General features: G+C 60.4%; 16 protein-coding genes. 8 read left to right on the plus strand and 8 right to left on the minus strand.

The window, feature by feature from the left end:
- The first annotated feature begins 53 nt into the window (after positions 1-53).
- Together LPB19_RS03325 and pntB are read left to right on the plus strand one after the other, a co-directional pair.
- The gene (locus LPB19_RS03325; RefSeq protein ID WP_206644701.1) at positions 54-1,631 is read left to right on the plus strand and encodes a Re/Si-specific NAD(P)(+) transhydrogenase subunit alpha; all 1,578 of its coding nucleotides are present in this window, start codon (positions 54-56) and stop codon (positions 1,629-1,631) included.
- Between the two features lie 11 nt (positions 1,632-1,642).
- The gene (pntB, locus tag LPB19_RS03330) at positions 1,643-3,037 is read left to right on the plus strand and encodes a Re/Si-specific NAD(P)(+) transhydrogenase subunit beta (protein WP_206644702.1); all 1,395 of its coding nucleotides are present in this window, start codon (positions 1,643-1,645) and stop codon (positions 3,035-3,037) included.
- A gap of 54 nt (positions 3,038-3,091) precedes the next feature.
- Here the strand turns inward: pntB and LPB19_RS03335 are convergent, their stop codons facing one another.
- Positions 3,092-4,204: an NADH:flavin oxidoreductase gene (locus tag LPB19_RS03335; RefSeq protein WP_206644703.1), complete on the minus strand. Its 1,113-nt coding sequence runs from the start codon at positions 4,202-4,204 to the stop codon at positions 3,092-3,094.
- A gap of 144 nt (positions 4,205-4,348) precedes the next feature.
- Between LPB19_RS03335 and LPB19_RS03340 the strand changes: the two genes are divergently transcribed.
- Both LPB19_RS03340 and LPB19_RS03345 read left to right on the plus strand, forming a co-directional pair.
- A complete protein-coding gene (locus LPB19_RS03340; protein WP_206644704.1) occupies positions 4,349-4,819 on the plus strand; it encodes a winged helix-turn-helix transcriptional regulator in 471 nt (156 codons plus the stop codon).
- A gap of 159 nt (positions 4,820-4,978) precedes the next feature.
- A complete protein-coding gene (locus LPB19_RS03345; RefSeq protein WP_206644705.1) occupies positions 4,979-5,728 on the plus strand; it encodes an OmpW/AlkL family protein in 750 nt (249 codons plus the stop codon).
- Between the two features lie 148 nt (positions 5,729-5,876).
- Here the strand turns inward: LPB19_RS03345 and LPB19_RS03350 are convergent, their stop codons facing one another.
- The 3 genes from LPB19_RS03350 to LPB19_RS03360 all read right to left on the minus strand — a co-directional run bounded on the left by LPB19_RS03350 (position 5,877) and on the right by LPB19_RS03360 (position 8,988).
- Complete coding sequence (locus tag LPB19_RS03350; protein ID WP_206644706.1) at positions 5,877-7,184, minus strand: DEAD/DEAH box helicase; 1,308 nt, start codon at positions 7,182-7,184, stop codon at positions 5,877-5,879.
- Between the two features lie 278 nt (positions 7,185-7,462).
- Entirely contained in the window at positions 7,463-8,383 is a 921-nt protein-coding gene (locus LPB19_RS03355; RefSeq protein WP_206644707.1) for a lysophospholipid acyltransferase family protein, read from the minus strand.
- Positions 8,384-8,532: 149 nt separating this feature from the next.
- Positions 8,533-8,988: a DUF302 domain-containing protein gene (locus LPB19_RS03360; protein ID WP_206644708.1), complete on the minus strand. Its 456-nt coding sequence runs from the start codon at positions 8,986-8,988 to the stop codon at positions 8,533-8,535.
- Positions 8,989-9,174: 186 nt separating this feature from the next.
- On the opposite strand from LPB19_RS03360, the gene LPB19_RS03365 reads away from it, so the two are divergent.
- Positions 9,175-9,837 (plus strand): transglutaminase-like domain-containing protein, encoded by a 663-nt coding sequence (locus tag LPB19_RS03365; RefSeq protein ID WP_206644709.1) that lies wholly within the window; start codon positions 9,175-9,177, stop codon positions 9,835-9,837.
- 34 nt (positions 9,838-9,871) lie between these two features.
- Here LPB19_RS03365 and LPB19_RS03370 read toward each other — a convergent pair whose 3' ends face one another.
- Together LPB19_RS03370 and ahpF are read right to left on the minus strand one after the other, a co-directional pair.
- The gene (locus tag LPB19_RS03370; protein WP_228289198.1) at positions 9,872-11,014 is read right to left on the minus strand and encodes an ABC transporter substrate-binding protein; all 1,143 of its coding nucleotides are present in this window, start codon (positions 11,012-11,014) and stop codon (positions 9,872-9,874) included.
- A gap of 129 nt (positions 11,015-11,143) precedes the next feature.
- Positions 11,144-12,736, minus strand: coding sequence for an alkyl hydroperoxide reductase subunit F (gene ahpF, locus LPB19_RS03375; RefSeq protein WP_206644710.1), 1,593 nt, complete (start codon positions 12,734-12,736; stop codon positions 11,144-11,146).
- A gap of 297 nt (positions 12,737-13,033) precedes the next feature.
- Here ahpF and LPB19_RS03380 point away from each other — a divergent pair, with 297 nt between their 5' ends.
- Both LPB19_RS03380 and LPB19_RS03385 read left to right on the plus strand, forming a co-directional pair.
- The gene (locus LPB19_RS03380) at positions 13,034-13,747 is read left to right on the plus strand and encodes a DUF3581 family protein (protein ID WP_206644711.1); all 714 of its coding nucleotides are present in this window, start codon (positions 13,034-13,036) and stop codon (positions 13,745-13,747) included.
- 64 nt (positions 13,748-13,811) lie between these two features.
- Positions 13,812-14,288: a peroxiredoxin gene (locus LPB19_RS03385; RefSeq protein WP_206644712.1), complete on the plus strand. Its 477-nt coding sequence runs from the start codon at positions 13,812-13,814 to the stop codon at positions 14,286-14,288.
- Positions 14,289-14,415: 127 nt separating this feature from the next.
- Here the strand turns inward: LPB19_RS03385 and ahpC are convergent, their stop codons facing one another.
- Positions 14,416-14,979, minus strand: a complete 564-nt coding sequence (ahpC, locus tag LPB19_RS03390) for an alkyl hydroperoxide reductase subunit C (RefSeq protein WP_206644713.1) — start codon at positions 14,977-14,979, stop codon at positions 14,416-14,418.
- 273 nt (positions 14,980-15,252) lie between these two features.
- On the opposite strand from ahpC, the gene LPB19_RS03395 reads away from it, so the two are divergent.
- On the plus strand, positions 15,253-17,361 hold the full coding sequence (locus LPB19_RS03395; protein WP_206644714.1) for a PQQ-dependent sugar dehydrogenase: 2,109 nt from the start codon (positions 15,253-15,255) through the stop codon (positions 17,359-17,361).
- Between the two features lie 72 nt (positions 17,362-17,433).
- Here the strand turns inward: LPB19_RS03395 and LPB19_RS03400 are convergent, their stop codons facing one another.
- Entirely contained in the window at positions 17,434-18,669 is a 1,236-nt protein-coding gene (locus LPB19_RS03400; protein ID WP_206644715.1) for a BCCT family transporter, read from the minus strand.
- Positions 18,670-18,764 lie beyond the last annotated feature (95 nt).

Consider the following 18,764-nt stretch of genomic DNA (forward strand, 5'->3'; position numbering starts at 1 on the left):
AGGCTTGAGTGATGACACCTGGTTCATCGATTCGGCCGAAGGAGGCGGGCACCATGAAGCTGGGCATCCCGAAGGAAATTTTCACGGACGAGAAACGGGTCGCCGCAACCCCGCCCTCGGTCCACAAGCTGATTGACCTTGGCTACGAGGTCATTGTTGAAGCTGGTGCCGGCGAAGCCGCGCACTACCAGGACGACGCCTACCAGCATGCCGGCGCCACGCTGGCGGCGGATACCAAATCCCTGTGGCAGGAAGCGGACTTTATTCTGAAAGTCCGGGCGCCCATGGAGAACCCGGCGCTGGGCGTTCACGAAGTGGACCTGATGAAGGAAGGCGCCTACCTGGCCAGTTACATCTGGCCGGCGCAGAGCCCCGAACTGCTTGAAAAGCTGGCCGCCAAACACATCACCAGCTTCGCCATCGACAGCCTGCCCCGTATCAGCCGCGCCCAGAAGATGGACGCCCTGAGCGCCATGGCCAACATCGCCGGTTACCGCGCGGTGATTGAAGCCGCCAACCACTTTGGCCGGTTTTTCACCGGCCAGGTGACCGCTGCGGGCAAAGTGCCCCCGGCCAAGGTGATGGTCATCGGTGCCGGGGTGGCCGGGCTGGCGGCCGTGGGTGCTGCCAACAGCCTGGGCGCCGTGGTCCGGGCCTTCGATACCCGGCTGGAGGTCAAGGAACAGATTGAAAGCATGGGCGCCCAGTTCCTGGAACTGGATTTCGGCGACGAGGACGGCAGTGGCACCGGCGGTTACGCCAAGCAGATGAGCGATGAGTTCATCAAGGCGGAAATGGCGCTGTTCGCAGAGCAGGCGGAAGAAGTCGACATCATCATCACCACCGCCCTGATTCCCGGCAAGCCGGCGCCCAAGCTGATTACCGAAGACATGGTGAAGTCCATGAAACCCGGCAGTGTCATTGTCGACCTGGCATCCGAGCGCGGCGGCAACTGCGAACTGACCGAACCGGGACAGGTCGCGCACAAGCACGACGTTACCCTGATCGGTTACACCGACCTGCCCAGCCGCATGGCCAAGGTCTCCAGCGATCTGTACGCCACCAACCTGTTCCATCTGATCACCGAACTGACACCAGAGAAAGACGGTGTGCCGGTGGTCGACATGGAGGATGAGGTAATCCGGGGCCTGACCGTGGTCAACGGCAAAGACATCACCTGGCCGCCACCCGAGCCCAAATCCCCGGTCAGCCCAAAACCCGCGCCCGGCACCGAAGAACCCGCCGTGCCCGAAAAATCCGGCCCCAGCAAAGCGGCCGTCACCGGCAAGGTGATCGGCAAGCTGGTGCTGCTGGTCGTCTCGGCGGCGGCGCTCTATGGTGTGGGCGCCTACGCGCCCGAAAGCTTCCTGAGTCACTTCACGGTCTTTGTGCTGGCCTGTTTCATCGGCTGGCAGGTGATCTGGAATGTCACGCCGTCCCTGCATACCCCGCTGATGAGCGTGACCAACGCCATCAGCGGCATCATCGTGATCGGCGCCATGCTGCACCTGGCCCAAGCTGAAAACATTGCGGTCGGGATCATGGCCTTTGTCGCCGTGTTGATTGCCAGTATCAATGTCGGCGGGGGCTTTCGGGTCACCCACCGCATGCTGAAAATGTTCCGCAAATAGGAGGCACAACCATGAGCACCGGACTCGTCAGTGTCGCCTATGTGGTGGCCAGCGTTTTGTTCATTCTCAGCCTGGGCGGCCTCAGCCACCAGGAATCCGCCCGTCGGGGCAACTGGTACGGCGTTGCCGGCATTATCATTGCCCTGCTGGCAACCGTGGCCGGGGTCACCGGTGGCGGACTGATCGCGATCACCATCGCGGTGCTGCTCGGCGCTGTGGTCGGTATTCTGATCGCCAACAAGGTCGAAATGACCCAGATGCCACAACTGGTGGCGCTGCTGCACAGCTTTGTCGGTCTGGCAGCGGTGCTGGTGGGTTTCTCCGGCTATATCGAACCCCTGAAAGCCACCACCGGCACCGAACACACCATCAAGCTGGTCGAGGTGTTTGTGGGCGTCTTCATCGGTGCCATCACCTTCACCGGGTCGCTGGTGGCCTGTGGCAAACTCGATGGCCGGATTGCCAGCAAACCCCTGACCCTGCCCGGACGGCACCTGATGAACCTGGCGGCGGTCATTGCCTCCGTGGCACTGGGAGCCTGGTTCCTCGGCACCGAAAGCCTCGCCCTGGGCCTGATTGCCCTGACGGTGATGACGCTCATTGCCTCCGCCCTTGGCATTCACCTGATCATGGCCATTGGCGGGGCCGATATGCCCGTGGTGGTGTCGATGCTCAACAGTTATTCCGGCTGGGCGGCCGCCTCCATCGGCTTCATGCTCGGCAACGATCTGTTGATTGTTACCGGGGCCCTGGTGGGCAGCAGCGGTGCCATCCTCAGTTACATCATGTGCCGGGCGATGAACCGCTCGTTCATCAGCGTCATTCTGGGTGGTTTTGGCCAGAGTGGCGGCAGCAGCGCCGCGCTGGATGGTGACCAGTCGGTGCAGGAGATCAGCGCCGACGACGTCTGTGAGGAACTCCGTAATGCCCAGTCGGTGATTATCGTGCCGGGCTACGGCATGGCGGTGGCCCAGGCCCAGAACGGCGTCAGTGACATGACCAAAATTCTGCGGGACAGGGGCGTGAACGTGCGCTTCGGCATTCACCCGGTGGCCGGGCGACTGCCGGGACACATGAACGTCCTGCTCGCCGAAGCCCATGTGCCCTATGACATCGTGCTGGAAATGGATGAAATCAATGATGATTTCCCGGATACCGACGTGGTGCTGGTGATCGGCGCCAACGATACGGTAAACCCGGCGGCGGCCGAGGATCCGGGCAGCCCGATTGCCGGCATGCCGGTGCTGGAGGTCTGGAAAGCACGCACTGTGGTCATCCTGAAACGGGGTATGGCCACCGGCTACTCCGGCGTGGAAAACCCGCTGTTCTACAAGGACAACGCCCACATGCTGTTCGGGGATGCCAAGGACAGCATCGACAAGCTGGTCAGTGGCCTGCGGGGGTAGACCGGCAGGCAAAAAAAAAGCCCCGGGGTTTCCGGGGCTGAAGGGGTACGCAGATCAGTACAGCTTGGCCAGTGACTTCTTGGCAAAGGCCTCGACTTCATTGAGCCGGCCTTCCTTCACCTTGACCAGCCACTCCGGGTCCTGCAGCAGGGCCCGGCCCACAGCGATCAATTCGAACTCACGGTTGTTCATTCGCTCGACCAGCTCATCAATACCGGACTGCTCCACCGCATCTTTCTTGCTGGCGAACGTGCCGCTGATGAAGTCCTCGGTCAGGCCCACGCTGCCCACCGACATGGTCGGTTTGCCAGTCAGCTTCTGGGTCCAGCCGGCGAGGTTCAGGTCAGAGCCGTCAAATTCCGGCTCCCAGAAACGGCGAGTCGAAGCGTGGAAGATGTCCACACCGGCTTCCACCAGCGGCTTCAGGAAGGCTTCCAGCTCATCCGGGGAGTGCACCAGACGGGCCTCGTAGTCCTGCTGCTTCCACTGAGAGAAACGCAGCATGATCGGGAACTCCGGCCCCACCTGATGGCGCACCGCCTCGACGATTTCCACCACGAAGCGCAGGCGGTTCTCCATGCTGCCGCCGTACTCGTCGTCCCGCTGGTTGGTGCCTTCCCAGAGGAACTGATCCAGCAGGTAACCATGGGCACCGTGAATCTCGACCCCATCAAAGCCAAGGGCTTTGGCATCCTGGGCGGCGTCGGCAAAGGCCTTGATGACATCGTCGATGTCGTCTTTGGTCATCGCCTTGCCGTTGGGTTTGCCGGGCGCGAACAGACCCGACGGGCTGTAGCCGGGAACCGACGGATCCGGCTCGGTGCCTTCCTGGCGTACCGCGCCGACGTGCCAGAGCTGCGGGAAGATCTTGCCGCCGGCTTCGTGCACGGCATCCACCACTTTTTTCCAGCCGGCCAGGGCGTCGTTGCCGTGGAAGGCCGGCACATTGGGATAGCCGTTGGCCCCCGCATGATTCACGGTGGTGCCTTCGGTAATCAGCAGCCCCACACCGCCTTCGGCACGGCGACGGTAGTAATCCACCACTTCCTCGGTGGGTACCCCACCCGGGGAAAAGTTCCGGGTCATGGGCGCCATGGCCACGCGGTTGCGGAGCTTCAGGTGGTGAATCTCAAACGGTTCGAACATAGGACCAAGATTCATACTCATTAAAATAAAACTCCTTCTGCAGTGTGCAGACTGTCGATGGATGAGGGTCTGAAAACAAAGTAGCTACCTCATCAATTTGGTTTCTTAACGCAACCCTATTAAATCTGGTTTTAAAATGCAACCCTATTCGGTACACTTCGGAGCATGGCCAGAAAACGTTTTGATGACTCCAATTGCTCCGTCGCCCGCGCCCTCAATGAGGTCGGCGACTGGTGGTCGCTGCTGATTGTGCTGCACGCCATGTACGGCACCCGCCGGTTCGTGGATTTCCAGCAGGAACTGGGCATTGCCAAGAACATCCTGTGTGATCGCCTGGCCCGCCTGGTGGATAACGAGGTGCTGAAAAAGGTGGACGTGGGCGAGCACGGCTCCCGCTTCGAATACCGCCTGACCGACAAGGGCCGGGACCTGTTCCCGGTGGTGATTGCCCTGCGCCAGTGGGGTGACAAGTGGAACCCGGCACCGGACGGGCGAGCACTCGATTTGCGCGACCGCGCCAGCGGACGTCCCATCAGCCCGGTGCAGGTGCAGGATGCCGAGGGCCAGCCAGTGTCCGTGCGCGATGTGTTCATTGCTGAAGACGCCCAAGCGGACAACAAAAAACGCCCCGCCTGACAAGCCGCCAACGCCCGCCAGCGTGAGTTTTCTTGAGCCATATCAAACCGGCGGGCAAACCAGCCCAGACCGCCGGCGAATCTTGCGCCAGATCAAGTTGTCCATCTCAGCTAGCCTTAACCTGACGCCATCTTAAGACTTCAGGTTAAGGAGATACTCATGTCCCGCACATTCAAGCTCAGCGTTATAGCCGCCGGCCTTCTGGTCGCCGCTCCCATGGTCAATGCCTATCAGGCTGGCGATTTCATCGGCCGCGCCGGTGCCGCCACGGTGGACCCGGACTCGTCCAGCGGCAATCTGAGAACAACCCTGCCCGGACTCGAAGTCGTTGAGGGCGCCCAGGTCAGTGTCGACAAGGATACCCAGCTGGGGCTCACCCTGACTTACATGATGACCGATCAGCTGGGCCTGGGCCTGCTGGCCTCAACCCCGTTCAAGCACGATATCAAAGGCGCGGGCGCGGCCCTGAGTGGCACCGGCAAGCTGGCCGAAACCAAGCACCTGCCGCCGACCCTTACCCTGCAGTTTTTCCCGTTGGCGTCAGGCAGCAAATTCCAGCCCTATGCCGGCATCGGCGTGAACTACACCAACTTCTTTGAAGAAAAAACCACCCAAACGCTGACCGATACGCTGGATGGCGCCGCCCAGGCAGTGCTGGGCACCCCGCCCGGGACCGTGGATCGGACCGATATCAAACTGGACGACAGCTTTGGCCTAGCCGGTGAGGTTGGCTTCGATTACCTGATTACCGACAACCTGGGCGTCAACGCCACCGTCTGGTGGCTTGATATCGACACCGACGCCGATATCGGAGTCTATGACGCCAACGGCACCAGACTCACCACCGGTAAGCTGGACGTCGAGATTGATCCCTGGGTGTACATGGTGGGCCTGGCTTACCGATTTTAAGTCCGTACCGTCTGGCGAGCCCACCGGGGGGTGCGGGCGAGCGGACGCTACGTTCCCTGGCGGGGCCTTTCTGGCCCCGCTTTTTTGTTCTGTATCAACGAAAAAGGCGGAGCATATGCTCCGCCTTTTCGGCTTGCCTTAGCGTGGGTCAGGCACTGGCGCGCTGACCGCGACCACGCTGGCCGCCACCGCCATTGCCATTACCCCGGTTACCGCTTCGGCCTCCAGGCTTGGCGCTGGTGCTGCGCGGTTTGCCGTTACTTCCTCCGGGGCGCTTGCGCGCCTTGCTCGGATCGGCTTTGGCCTTGGGTTTGAGCGGCAGATTGTTAACCGGTTCGAAACCGTCCACCACGGTGCGCGGAAGCTGCTTTTTGATCAGCTTTTCGATACCCGCGAGCAGTTTGCCCTCGTCGGCACTGACCAGCGACAGGGCGTGGCCACTTTCGCCGGCACGGCCGGTGCGACCAATCCGGTGCACGTAATCTTCCGGTACGTTCGGCAGCTCGAAGTTCACCACCTGCGGCAGCTGCTTGATATCCAGGCCGCGGGCGGCAATGTCGGTGGCCACCAGGACACGGATATCGCCCTGCTTGAATTCACTCAGGGCCCGGGTACGCGCGCCCTGGGATTTGTTGCCGTGGATGGCGGCAGCGGTGATGCCGTCGCGTTCCAGCTTCTGGGTCAGACGGTTGGCGCCGTGTTTGGTGCGGGTGAACACCAGCACCTGCTCCCAGCTGTTATCGCGGACCAGTTTACTCAGCAGCGCGGTTTTCTGGCTCTGATCCACCGGGTACACCGACTGCTTGACGCGTTCTGCGGTGGTGTTGCGGGCTGCCACTTCCACCTGCACCGGGTTGTCCAGCAAACCCTGAGCCAGGGTGCGGATTTCGTTCGAGAACGTCGCCGAGAACAGCAGATTCTGTCGCTTGGCCGGCAGCAGCGCGAGGATCTTGCGGATGTCGCGGATAAAGCCCATGTCCAGCATCCGGTCCGCTTCGTCCAGGACCAGGATTTCCACTTCGTTGAACCGCACCGCGTTTTGCTGGTACAGGTCCATCAGCCGTCCCGGTGTCGCCACCAGCACGTCCAGACCTTTGCGCAGCTTCATCATCTGGGGATTGATTTTCACCCCACCGAACACGACGGCGGCCTTGGTGGGAATGTATTTACTGTACAGGTTCACACTGTCGTGCACCTGTGCCGCCAGCTCCCGGGTGGGCGCCAGAATCAGGGCGCGGGGGCCCTTGCCGGTGCGCGGCTGTTCCGCCAGGCGCTGGAGCAACGGCAGGGTAAAGCCGGCGGTTTTGCCGGTGCCGGTCTGGGCCGCAGCCATGACGTCCTTGCCGGACAATACCGCAGGAATCGCCTGGGCCTGGATGGGCGACGGCGTATCGTAACCCTGATCGGAAGTGGCACGGACCAGCTGCTCGGACAAACCGAGTGAAGAAAAACTCATATAAGATTTACTCTTGATTGTTCTGCCTCCACGAACGCCGAAACCGGTGCATGCGGGCAGATGCCATGATGATTCATGGAAAAAAGACGACTACAGTCACGCGCCGGTTAACGGGGTGACGTCCTCTGACAGGTCGTATGGAGGTTCGCAAGGCGGCTATTCGCCAAAAACTGCGGAATCCCTAGAGGCAGGATGCGGGCACAGTAACAGAGCGCCAGGGATTAAGCTATAGGTGTTTTAGTCACCCCGGCGCTCAGGCAATAACCCGGCCGGCTGCGTCAGTAGACGCCGGCAGCGCCTTGCGGGCGGGTCTTGAAGCGTTTGTGCAGCCACAGATACTGGTCTGGCAACTCCCGGATGGTGTTCTCGATACAGCGGTTCCAGGTTTCGGCATCTTGTTGCGGATCGTCCCCAAAGCCTTTGTGGATGGGCGAAAAAACAACCCGGTAACTGCCGTCCGGCAACCGCAGGTGGCTGACGCAGATCACCGCAGCCCCGGACTCCCGGGCAATGTAACTGGGCGTGGTGATACACCCCGCCTGAACCCCGAAAAACGGCGCAAACACTTCGGTTTTATTACCGAAATCCTGATCGCAGGCGTACCACACCTGACCGCCTTCCTTGAGGAACGACAGCATCGGGCGCAGCTCCCGCTTGGTAAACGGGCGGATGTTGAAATGACGGCGCCGGCCCCGCTCGATCATCCGGTCGATCACCGGATTGTTATTGGGGCGGTACATGTAGCCGGGCTTATCCAGCTTGCAGGCAATGAGCGGCAGGGCAAAGTCAAAGATGCTGTAATGGCCACCGATCAGCAGCACCCCCTGCCCGTTGTTCCTGGCCTCTTCCAGATGTTCCAGGCCCAGAACGGTCGCGCGCTCGCAGTAAGGTCGAACATCCCGCCACCAGGCGTGAGTGCTTTCCAGCATGCCGCGGGTAGACGCCACGAAGGTGTCTTCCACCAGCTGCGCCCGGCGGGCGTCATCCAGGTCAGGCAGGCAGACCCTCAGGTTGGCGTCCACGACCCTGGCCCGGGATTTCAGCTTGCCGGCCAGTTTACGCCCCAGCCAGCCCCCGAGGCGTTGTTTGGTCGCCATCGGCAGCAACGACAACAGCCAGAGAATAAAGACCACGAACCAGGACCCCAGATACGCGGGGTGCCACAGAGGATGTTTTGTTTTTTTGCTTCGGGAACCCATACCACCATCACCTTAAACTGAGTAAACCGGCCATCCGAAAATAAGACGAACCGGTCGGCACAACAGGCGGGCAGCCTGCCACAGTCACGCCAGGTTTGGTGTTAATTTCTGTAGTAATAAGCTCCCTACTCGATTGGGACAACCAAACATCAGCGCGCCGCCGCGCTGGCAAAATTGTCCAGCGCGGTCTCAATTTTTGCCAGCAGGTCATCACAACCTTCGATGCCGTGACGCGCCTTCAAATACTCCGGATCGTTGTAACCCAGCCAGACCTGACCGTTTTCATCCTCCCAGATCAGGGCTTTCTGGGGCAGATCCACCGCGACGCTCTGCGAGCACTGCATCAGCGGCGTCCCCACTTCCGGATTGCCGAAGATCACCAGTTCGGTCGGCCGCAGCTCGGCCCCCACCGAGCCTGCTCCGGCGGCATGATCGATCCGGTTCATGACCATCATGCCCTTTGCCTGCAACGCGGAAACCAGCTTCTCGGTGGTGTCGGCCACACTGTGGCTGCTCTTGATAACAATCAGGCCATCCGCGGCCTGAGCCAGCACCGGGACACTGAGTGCCACGGCGACCAACAAAAAGTTCCTGAACAGAATCATTGCCATCGTCCTCTAGCCGGGGTGTGCCACCAATACTAGACCACAGCAGCGGTACACGGCCTTCACAGGCCGGAACTCGATGCCGGCCACTGAGCAATCCGGACAACGCGACTGAGCCATATCGTCATTGCTCCCGGCAATCTGCTCGAGGATGATGTCACTTCCATACCGACACGTGTTTTTTCTATGCAGCGCTATCTTCAGCCCAGCGAATTCTTTGATTACCAGCACCCGGCCATTGGTGAATGGATGGCAACGGTGCTCGCCGGTGTGCCCGATGACCCGGTTGAGCAGGTCAAGGCCCTGTATCTGGCCGTTCGGGATGGCATCACCTACAACCCGTATGTTTTCAGCACCGACCCGACCACCCTCAGTGCCAGCTACGCGTTAACCTCGGGCGAGACCTACTGCATTCCGAAAGCGGTGTTACTGGGCACCGCGGCTCGCTCGCTGGGCATCCCCAGCCGGCTTGGTTTGGCGGATGTGCGTAACCACCTGTCGAGCCCCAAGCTCATCGAGTGGCTGAGATCCGATATTTTCTGCATGCACGGCTTCACCGAGCTGTATCTCAATGATCGCTGGGTAAAGGCGACGCCGGCGTTCAATCGGTCACTGTGCGCCCTCATGCGGGTGGAACCGCTGGCATTCGATGGTGTGCGGGATTCGGTGTTTCAGGAATACACCGCCTCCGGTCAGGCGCACATGGAATACGTCAGAGATCACGGCGTGTTCGAAGATGTGCCCCACGACTTTATCGTGGCCGGGGTTCAGGCCGCCTATCCGCATCTGTTCGAAGGCAAGCAGGTCACGCAGGCTGACGGCCGCGACCTGGTATCGGAAGTGCGCTAGTCAGCGCCACGGGCCTGCGGCTTGGAAAGGGTGGTCACGGGGCCTGCAACGGCTCGCCCGCCAGCGCTTCGGTGAACGCGTCCAGCAGGTCGTCCGCACTGTTCCACTGACTGAACCGGTTGGGCTGGTGCACCCGGCTGAAGCGACGAAAATCGACGGTTTTCCAGTTTTCCGGGTCCAGGATCCGCTCCACCTGCGCCACATTGTTTCGGGTGACCGCATGCAGCTGGTACCGCAGCACCGACGCCTGAGGTTCGGCAAAGTCCTTGCCGTGATGGTAATCGTGCAGCAGAACCGCCAGCAGGCCGCCGGCCATGAAATGACGCCCCAGGCTGACCGTCATGTCCCCCCGCTGAATCGCCGCTAACGCCTGAGGCTCCCAATCGATCCCGCCAATCAGGATATCCTCTCCGGGGGTGCGGCCCGCTTGTTTGGCCGCTTCAATGGCGCCCAGCGCCATGCCATCGCTGGCACTCCAGACTGACCGGGTCTCGGGATAACGCTTCAAAAGGATGCGGGTTTTGTAGGCTGCGTCTTGGGCACTCCAGTCCGCAGACACCAGCTGGGCAAGCGTCAACTCCGGCCCGCGGGCCATTGCCAACAGGCCCTGGCTGCGATCTTTCGAGGCCGACGAGTCGAGCGTGCCTCCCAGGCCGATCATGAGCACCGGGTCGTCCGGTTCGCTGATGCCGAGCTGGCGAGCCTGCTGCTCAAGCAGCCGGGCCAGCGTTCCTCCGGCGGCCACGTTATCGGCGCTCAGGTGGCCCAGCCAGCCGGCCATGCTGCCGCGCGGTGCGCCCACGAGATTGCTCGCTTCGTGCGGCACATCGGTATTGAAGGTAAACACCCTGACACCCGCCGCATTGGCAAGGGTCAGCATCTGCGCGGTGACGCCTTCCTTGCACATGAACACCAGATAGTCCGGTTTTTCGCGGCGATTCAGGGCGTACCGACCCAGTTCCAGATAGCTGAACCGGTGTTTTTCCTGATCCACCAGAACGTCAAGGTCCAGCTCCAGATCGGAAGCAACCGCCGACATGAAGCCAGACACCAGGTTCCAGAAACGGGAATCGTCCGGGGCAAGAAACACGATATTTGGGCGGGCACCACTGGCCGAAGCCAGCAGTGGAAGCGCCAGCAGCGCCAGAAGTAACCATCGACTCACAATCTTCGACACAGCCACCCAGAACTCCTGATCAATGGGCGAGGAAGATCGTTAACTTACTTTAATCCGCGGCTGGCAACAATCGACGGGGCCCGATCGGGGATCGGGCCCCGTCCAAAGGTCAGAGACAGGCTGGCGGGCTCAGGCGGCCTGCTCGTCCTGGTCTTCTTCCGGTGCGGAGTTGCGGATCAGGAAATCGAAGGCGCTCAACGCCGCCTTGGAGCCTTCCCCCATGGAAATCACAATCTGCTTGTAAGGCACGGTAGTCGCATCCCCCGCTGCGAACACGCCCGGAATCGACGTTTCGTTGCGGTCGTTCACCACGATTTCGCCGTGCTGGCTCAGCTCGATGTCGCCTTTCAGCCACTCGGTGTTGGGCACCAGACCAATCTGGACAAACACACCCTCAAGGGCAACATGGTGGCTTTCACCGGTGTTGCGGTCGGTGTAGTTCAGCCCGTTCACCTTGCCGTTTTCCCCGGTGATTTCCGTGGTCTGGCCAGAGGTGATGATTTCCACGTTCTTCAGGCTGCGCAGCTTCTTCTGCAGCACGTCGTCGGCGCGCATCTCGGCGCCGAACTCAATCAGCGTGACGTGGCCGACGATGCCGGCCAGATCGATCGCCGCCTCGACACCGGAGTTACCACCACCGATGACCGCGACACGCTTGCCTTTGAACAGTGGGCCGTCACAGTGCGGACAGTAGGCCACGCCCTTGTTGCGATACTCTTCCTCACCCGGGACTCCCATCTGGCGCCAGCGGGCGCCGGTGGACAGAATCACGCTGCGCGCTTTCAGCGACGCTCCGTTGGCCAGCCGCACCTCGTGCAGGCCGCCGGTCTGGGAGGCAGGGATCAGCTTTTCCGCGCGCTGCAAGTTCATGATATCCACGTCGTACTCGGTGACGTGTTGCTCCATCGCTGCCACCAGCTTGGGGCCTTCCGTGTAGGGCACGGAAATCAGGTTCTCGATGCCCATGGTGTCGGCCACCTGACCACCAAACCGCTCGGCGGCAATACCGGTGGAGATGCCCTTGCGCGAGGCGTAAATAGCCGCAGCGGAGCCCGCCGGGCCACCACCGATCACCAACACCTCGAATGGGTCGCGCTGGTTGATCTTCTCGGCTTCTTTCTCATCCGATTTGGTGTCCACCCTGGCGATGATTTCTTCCAGCGTCATCCGGCCGGAACCCCAGGCTTCGCCATTCAGGTAAACGCTCGGAACGGCCATCACCTCACGCTGCTCCACTTCGTCCTGGAACAGGGCGCCATCAATGGAGGTGTGCTTGATGTTCGGGTTGAGCACACTCATGAGGTTGAGGGCCTGAACCACGTCCGGACAGTTCTGGCACGACAGCGAAAAGTAGGTTTCGAACTCGAACGACCCGTCCAGTGCCTGCACCTGCTCAATGACCTCCTGCGACACCTTGGGTGGGTGCCCGCCCACCTGCAGCAGGGCCAGAACCAGCGAGGTGAACTCATGGCCCATGGGGATGCCGGCAAACCGGACACCGATATCGGTTCCGACCCGGTTGATGGCGAACGACGGGCGGCGAACCGTGGTATCGTCGTCAGTCCGCAGGCTGATCTTGTCCGACATGGCCTCGATTTCTTCCAGCAGCTCCTTCAGCTCCCGGGATTTCGTGCCATCATCGTAGGCAGCCACCAGCTCGATCGGCTGCTGCAGTTTTTCCATGTAGGCGTTCAGCTGTGCCTTGATGTTCGCGTCCAACATGTCGTCGCTCCCCTACTTGATGCTTTAGATGGTTTAGTTGTTAACGAAAAATACTAATAACAACTGATTTGAACTTGGGTGTAACGATAAGGGTGCGCCTCGGTTGGCTCAAATTGATTGCCCTTAATTGATTGATAGGTACTTACTATGCGAAAGCCATAGACTGGATTAATGGATCGGCCCCGACCGCCACAGCGCTAGGACCAATAGCGCATATGGCGTTGCAGGGCATTCAACTATGATGAAGGCAGACAAATCCTTTCGCACATGCTCTGCGATGATCAGGTAAAGCACTCCATGTTTTTAGACCGCTTTCATTCCATTGACGATGGCCTCGTTTGGATCACGCCTTCGCAGGCCAGCCGGTTTGCCAAGGAAATCGCGGGGGACTTCAACCCCATCCACGACACAGATGCCCGCCGCTTCTGTGTGCCCGGCGACCTGTTGTTTGCGCTGGTGCTGTCCCGCTTCGGGCTGTCCCAGCGGATGAGCTTCTGTTTCAGAGCGCTGCTGGGCAAAGACGTCGGCCTGCAATTCCGCACACCCAGTGCCGACCGCATCGAAGTAACGGACAGCGCGGGCAAGGTGTACCTGGAGGTGGACCGGAGCGGCGAATTGATTCAGGACCCAGCCGTTATCGAGGATTTCACCCGCTGCTACGTATCCGCCTCGGGCAAAAATTTTCCCCATACCCTGCAACCGCTGATGGAAGCCAACGGCGTGATGTTCAATCCGGAGCGGCCCATGGTGATGTACGAGAGCATGAGCCTGACGCTGGACAGTCTGGATATCGTCTCGCCGGCGTTGGAACTGGACAGCGCCGAATTGCAGGATCACGGCAAGCGCGGCCAGGTGTTTTTGAGCTACCACCTGGAAGCCGACGGCGAGGTCAAAGGCCAGGTGACCAAGAGCCTGGTACTCAGCGGCCTGCGCCCTTACAACGCCGATGCCATGGCGAACGTGCTCGACCACTTTTACCGGCTCAAGGCGCGGGGCGTGGACGCCGTCTGACCGCCCTCTGCCAGCACACAGGCAACCCCAAACTGACACCAAACGAGACAGGGAGAACTCATCCATGACGATTCAGGTAGGCGACAAGGTTCCCGATTTCGAGCTTCGGGTAATGGGCAGCAACGGTCCGGAGGCGGTGCGTACCGGCGATCTGCTGGCCGGCAAGACAGTAGTGATGTTTGCCGTTCCCGGTGCCTTCACCCCCACCTGTTCGGCGGCACACCTGCCGGGCTTTGTGGTGAACGCGGACAAAATTCGCGCCAAGGGCGTGGACAGCATTATCTGCACGTCCGTTAACGATGCCTTTGTCATGGATGCCTGGGGCAAGGCCCACAATGCCGAGGACGTCATCATGCTGGCCGATGGCCTGGCCGAATTTGCCGAAGCGCTGGACCTGACCCAGGACAGAACCGCCGCGCAAATGGGCATCCGAAGCCAGCGTTACGCGATGATTGTGGACGATGGCATCGTCCGCCTGCTGAACATCGACGAGAAAGGACTGGAAAGCACCAGCGCCGAGGCAATTCTCGCGGCGCTCTGAATGGTTTGATACGCGTTCAGTATTCTGACGCCCAGAAACAACAAACCCCGGCTCAGGCCGGGGTTTGTCATTGGCGATGGGCCCGCGCTGCGGGCCCTTGCCTAAGGAAGTCCGGTTTACGGCTGCCTTAGATCTTGCCAACCAGGTCCAGAGACGGAGCCAGGGTTTCTTCGCCTTCTTTCCACTTGGCTGGGCACACTTCACCCGGATTGTTGCGCACGTACTGAGCGGCTTTCACCTTGCGCAGCAGGTCGTCTGCGTCACGGCCGATACCTTCCGCGGTGATTTCCATCGCCTGGATAACGCCGTCCGGATCGATCAGGAACGTAGCGCGGTCTGCCAGGCCCTGGCCTTCACGCATCACACCGAAGTTGTTGGTGATGGTGCCGGTCTGGTCGCCAACCATGTAGTAGTTGATCTTGCCGATGGTTTCGGAAGTGTCGTGCCACGCCTTGTGGGTGAAGTGAGTGTCGGTAGACACGGAGAATACTTCAACGCCCACCTTCTGCAGTTCTTCGTACTTGTCTGCAACGTCGCCCAGCTCGGTCGGGCACACGAAAGTGAAGTCGGCCGGGTAGAAGAAGAAGATCGCCCACTTGCCTTTGACGTCTGCTTCGGAAATCTCAACGAACTCGCCCTGTTTGAAGGCAGTTGCGTTGAACGGCTTGATCTCGCTGTTGATGATACCCATTAAAAACACTCCTTTATGAAAGTGTGGATGTCTATGTGGATTAACGACGCCTAGGTTACGGATCGCAGGCGCCGTGATGAAATTGATAATTCCCAAACCAAAGATAGGGATTGCCTATTTTGATCCGAAGGCACGACAAATCACCGCTATAGACAGCAGTAACCCTTTGTTCCTGCAGCCGCCGAATGTCTTAATGGTGCCGGAATCCCTCACTTCAACAGGCCCGACCGTCTTCGTGAGCTATTCTTAATGCTCTGCCGGGAGGACAGGGTCATGAGACATTGCCTGTTGCTACTTTTCTTGCTCGCGACAACCGGTTGTGGCGGCGGTTCAAGCGGAGGATCGGGCGCCTCCGGAGGGCTTTCCCAGCGCCCGGACAATCCCGATTGCGTGGCTTTTTCGCCATTGGCCGAGGTTCGGCTGACCCCCATCGCGCCGGACCTGAGCTTCAATGCGCCCACCCAGATGATTCCCCACCCCTCGCTGGCCGACATCTTTTACGTGCTGGAGCAGAGCGGAACCGTTTACCGCCTCAACCTGGCCAACAATCAGCGCAGTGCAGTGGTGGATCTGGCCGACAGCTATACCCTCAGTCGCTGCGACGAGTGCGGGCTGCTGGGCGTGGCCTTCGATCCTGACTTTGCCCAGAACGGCTTCCTGTACCTGTCCTTCACCGAAGGCTCCGACCGCACCCCCACTTCCGTCGTGGCGCGCTTTGAAACCAGCGATAACGGACAACGCCTGCGCCGGGATGGCGCCGGCAACCTTCTGCGCACCGACCTGCTCAGTCAGCGCCAACCGTTTGCCAATCACAACGGCGGCCACATTGCCTTCGGCCCTGACAGGCGCCTGTACATCGGCCTGGGTGACGGCGGCAGTGCCAACGACCCGGGCAATCGCGCCCAGGATCTGTCCACACGCCTGGGCAAAATCCTGACCCTGAATGCCGACGGCAGCCCCAGTGGTAACGACGTATCGGGCGCTGTGCCCGAAATTTTCGCCTACGGCCTGCGCAATCCCTGGCGCTGGAGCTTTGACAGACAGACCGGCGACCTGTGGGCCGGCGATGTCGGCGAGAACCGGTTCGAGGAAATCAACCGCATCACACGGGGCGGCAATTACGGCTGGCGCTGCTTCGAAGGCTTCGAAGAAACCGGCAACAGCTGCGAAAATTCCGGCCCCTTCGTCGAGCCGGTCAGCGCCTACGGGCGGGGGGACGGGGTATCGGTGACCGGCGGCTATGTCTACCGCGGCACCAGCATCCCCGCGCTGCAGGGCAGCTACCTGTTTGCTGACTTTGGTTCCGGCACACTCTGGGCACTGGCTCAGCAACAGGACGGCAGTTATCAACGTCGCACCCTGCTGGAAACCGGCTACAACGTGGCGTCTTTTGGCGAAGGCCGGGACGGCGAACTGTATCTGGTGACGTTTCAGGGCCTGTTCCGGATTGATCCGGTGCTGGAAGATACCGAACTGCCGGAGCAGCTGTCGGAAACCGGGTGCGTGCAGGCCAGCGCACCCTGGCAGCCCGCCGACGGACTGATCCCCTACACCGTCATCGAGCCGTTCTGGTCCGATGGTGCCGACAAGACCCGTTACTTTGCGCTGCCCGACAACACCACCATCACGGTGGATGAAACCGGCGACTTCGAGTTTCCCCGGGGCACCGTGCTGGTGAAGAACTTCTCGCTGGACCAGCGCCGGATCGAGACCCGGCTGTACCTGCATAACTCGGACGGCAGCTGGTCCGGCTACAGCTACCGCTGGGATGAGGCAGGGTCAGACGCCACGCTGGTTGCCGGCGGGCTGGATGTCGACCTGGGCGGCCAGGTGTGGCATTACCCGTCGGCCGGTGAGTGTACCCTGTGCCATACCTCGGCAGCCGGCAACAGCCTGGGTCTGGAAGTGGCCCAGCTGAACCGCAGCTTCACCTACCCACAAACCGGCCGAACCGCCAATCAACTGGATACCTACGCGGCGATCGGGCTGTTCAGGCAACCCCCGACATCCAGCCAGCGGCAGCGCACACTGACCCGAAGCACCGACACGGAAGCCGCCCTTGCAGACCGGGCCCGCAGCTACCTGCACACCAATTGCAGTCACTGCCATCGCCCCGGTGGCACCACCCAAAGCAATATGGACTTGCGCATCACCACGCCACTGGGCCAGACCGGCGCCTGCGAGGTGGAACCCCGCAATGGCGACCTGGGCCAGACCGGCGCGGTTCTGCTGCGGGCCGGGGATGCGGTAAATTCCCTGCTGTACCTGAGGATGGTGGCCGGACAGGATGACCGGATGCCGCCGATCAGCGTCAATGTGGTGGATCGCCAGGGAGCCGAGTTGATTGAGGACTGGATCAATCAGCTGGAGAGCTGTAACTGAATTCCCGGGGTTCAGGCACAAAAAAGGGGTTGGCCCACCAGGGCCAACCCCTTTTCACTTCAGGTCGCTTGATCAGGCGCTGGAGTGGGCTTCGTCCACCTCGTCAACCCGGTGGAAATCGAGGATGTTTTCCTTCGGCGACGAATTGATGCTGAACACATCCCGGCTCTTGGTCGCCAGGATGTAGGCGAAGCAGGTGAAGTACAGCGCAATGACCAGCGCACCGACCCACTGGATCTGCAGGAATTCCAGCTTGAACAGCATGGTCAGCCCTGCCATCGCCAAAAAGTTGAACAGCAGGTAGTTAAACTGACCAAAGCGCTCTGCGGTCAGGTTCAGGTTGTCGGTGTACAGCCGGATCAGCGAATCCAGCGAGTTGATTACCATCAGTACCCCTACGCTGATCATCGCGATGTTGGTCAGCGCCAGCACCTCAAGCCCTTCTCTGTGGTACTGGTAGAGCACGGTGAACCAGACACCGATGGCCACAGACGGAATCACCAGCATGGCAATCAGCAGCTGCCAGGTCCGGATGCCGCTCACGAAACGGGCGGTGAACTGGCCAATCATGATGCTCCAGGCGAACCACCAGAACAGATAGAACTCGTGGTAGTCGTTGATCGGCAGAATGAACTCGTGGATGTTGGTGAAATATTCCGTCAACAGCCCGGCCGTGCCGAAGAAATCACCCGGCGAGCCCTCGCCCACCACGAAGGCCCGCACCCACATCACCGAGATCAGGGCGATGAACAGCACACTGGAGCCGACACTGAGAATCCGAACGTATTTGAGCTTGGAGCTGGAGTAAACCGCCAGCGCGATCGACACAAACACGATGATGTAGAACGCCGGCACCACACTTTCACCGTCGCCCAGCTGCGGCAGATACCAGGGCAGGTTCGCCAGCAACAGGTAGGCGGTAAAGGCACAGGTACCGATGATGACCACGTTGTTGATCACCTTCACCACCGGGATATCAAAGAACTTCACCCGCGGTTCGATGATCGCGAAGTAGAAACAGGTCAGAAAATAGAAGCCCCAGATCAGGAAGGCCCAGAAACCAAACTCGATAGCGAGCGGGTTGGCAAAGCCATACTCCGGGTTCTCACTCACGTTGGCGTAACCGGCAAACTCGGTCAGCGGGAACATGATCAGCCCCACATCCAGGCCGGAGGTGAACAGGATGGCGATGAACGTGAGGGTGTGCACGGGCGTGACACCAATCACCTTCATGTTGCCCCACTTCACAAGAATCACTGCAATCGCAGCGAAGGTGAACAGCATGCCTGCGGATAACCAGAGCGTCATGATGAAGGCCTCCGGAAAACGGTCGTTCGGGTTAAAAACATTCTAGTGTTCCTCCTCTACTTTTACTGGTCGAATTTCGAATCGGACACAAACCC

The sequence above is a fragment of the Marinobacter salinisoli genome, assembly GCF_017301335.1.
GTDB lineage: Bacteria > Pseudomonadota > Gammaproteobacteria > Pseudomonadales > Oleiphilaceae > Marinobacter > Marinobacter salinisoli.

What these genes read in the sequence shown, in the direction of transcription:
- LPB19_RS03345 (WP_206644705.1), top strand. Translation starts at nt 4,979, where the DNA reads ATGTCCCGCACATTCAAGCTCAGCGTTATAGCCGCCGGCCTTCTGGTC.
- LPB19_RS03400 (WP_206644715.1), bottom strand. Translation starts at nt 18,669, where the DNA reads ATGACGCTCTGGTTATCCGCAGGCATGCTGTTCACCTTCGCTGCGATT.
- LPB19_RS03355 (WP_206644707.1), bottom strand. Translation starts at nt 8,383, where the DNA reads ATGGGTTCCCGAAGCAAAAAAACAAAACATCCTCTGTGGCACCCCGCG.
- pntB (WP_206644702.1), top strand. Translation starts at nt 1,643, where the DNA reads ATGAGCACCGGACTCGTCAGTGTCGCCTATGTGGTGGCCAGCGTTTTG.
- LPB19_RS03385 (WP_206644712.1), top strand. Translation starts at nt 13,812, where the DNA reads ATGACGATTCAGGTAGGCGACAAGGTTCCCGATTTCGAGCTTCGGGTA.
- LPB19_RS03335 (WP_206644703.1), bottom strand. Translation starts at nt 4,204, where the DNA reads ATGAGTATGAATCTTGGTCCTATGTTCGAACCGTTTGAGATTCACCAC.
- ahpF (WP_206644710.1), bottom strand. Translation starts at nt 12,736, where the DNA reads ATGTTGGACGCGAACATCAAGGCACAGCTGAACGCCTACATGGAAAAA.
- LPB19_RS03340 (WP_206644704.1), top strand. Translation starts at nt 4,349, where the DNA reads ATGGCCAGAAAACGTTTTGATGACTCCAATTGCTCCGTCGCCCGCGCC.
- ahpC (WP_206644713.1), bottom strand. Translation starts at nt 14,979, where the DNA reads ATGGGTATCATCAACAGCGAGATCAAGCCGTTCAACGCAACTGCCTTC.
- LPB19_RS03395 (WP_206644714.1), top strand. Translation starts at nt 15,253, where the DNA reads ATGAGACATTGCCTGTTGCTACTTTTCTTGCTCGCGACAACCGGTTGT.
- LPB19_RS03325 (WP_206644701.1), top strand. Translation starts at nt 54, where the DNA reads ATGAAGCTGGGCATCCCGAAGGAAATTTTCACGGACGAGAAACGGGTC.
- LPB19_RS03365 (WP_206644709.1), top strand. Translation starts at nt 9,175, where the DNA reads ATGCAGCGCTATCTTCAGCCCAGCGAATTCTTTGATTACCAGCACCCG.
- LPB19_RS03350 (WP_206644706.1), bottom strand. Translation starts at nt 7,184, where the DNA reads ATGAGTTTTTCTTCACTCGGTTTGTCCGAGCAGCTGGTCCGTGCCACT.
- LPB19_RS03380 (WP_206644711.1), top strand. Translation starts at nt 13,034, where the DNA reads ATGTTTTTAGACCGCTTTCATTCCATTGACGATGGCCTCGTTTGGATC.
- LPB19_RS03360 (WP_206644708.1), bottom strand. Translation starts at nt 8,988, where the DNA reads ATGATTCTGTTCAGGAACTTTTTGTTGGTCGCCGTGGCACTCAGTGTC.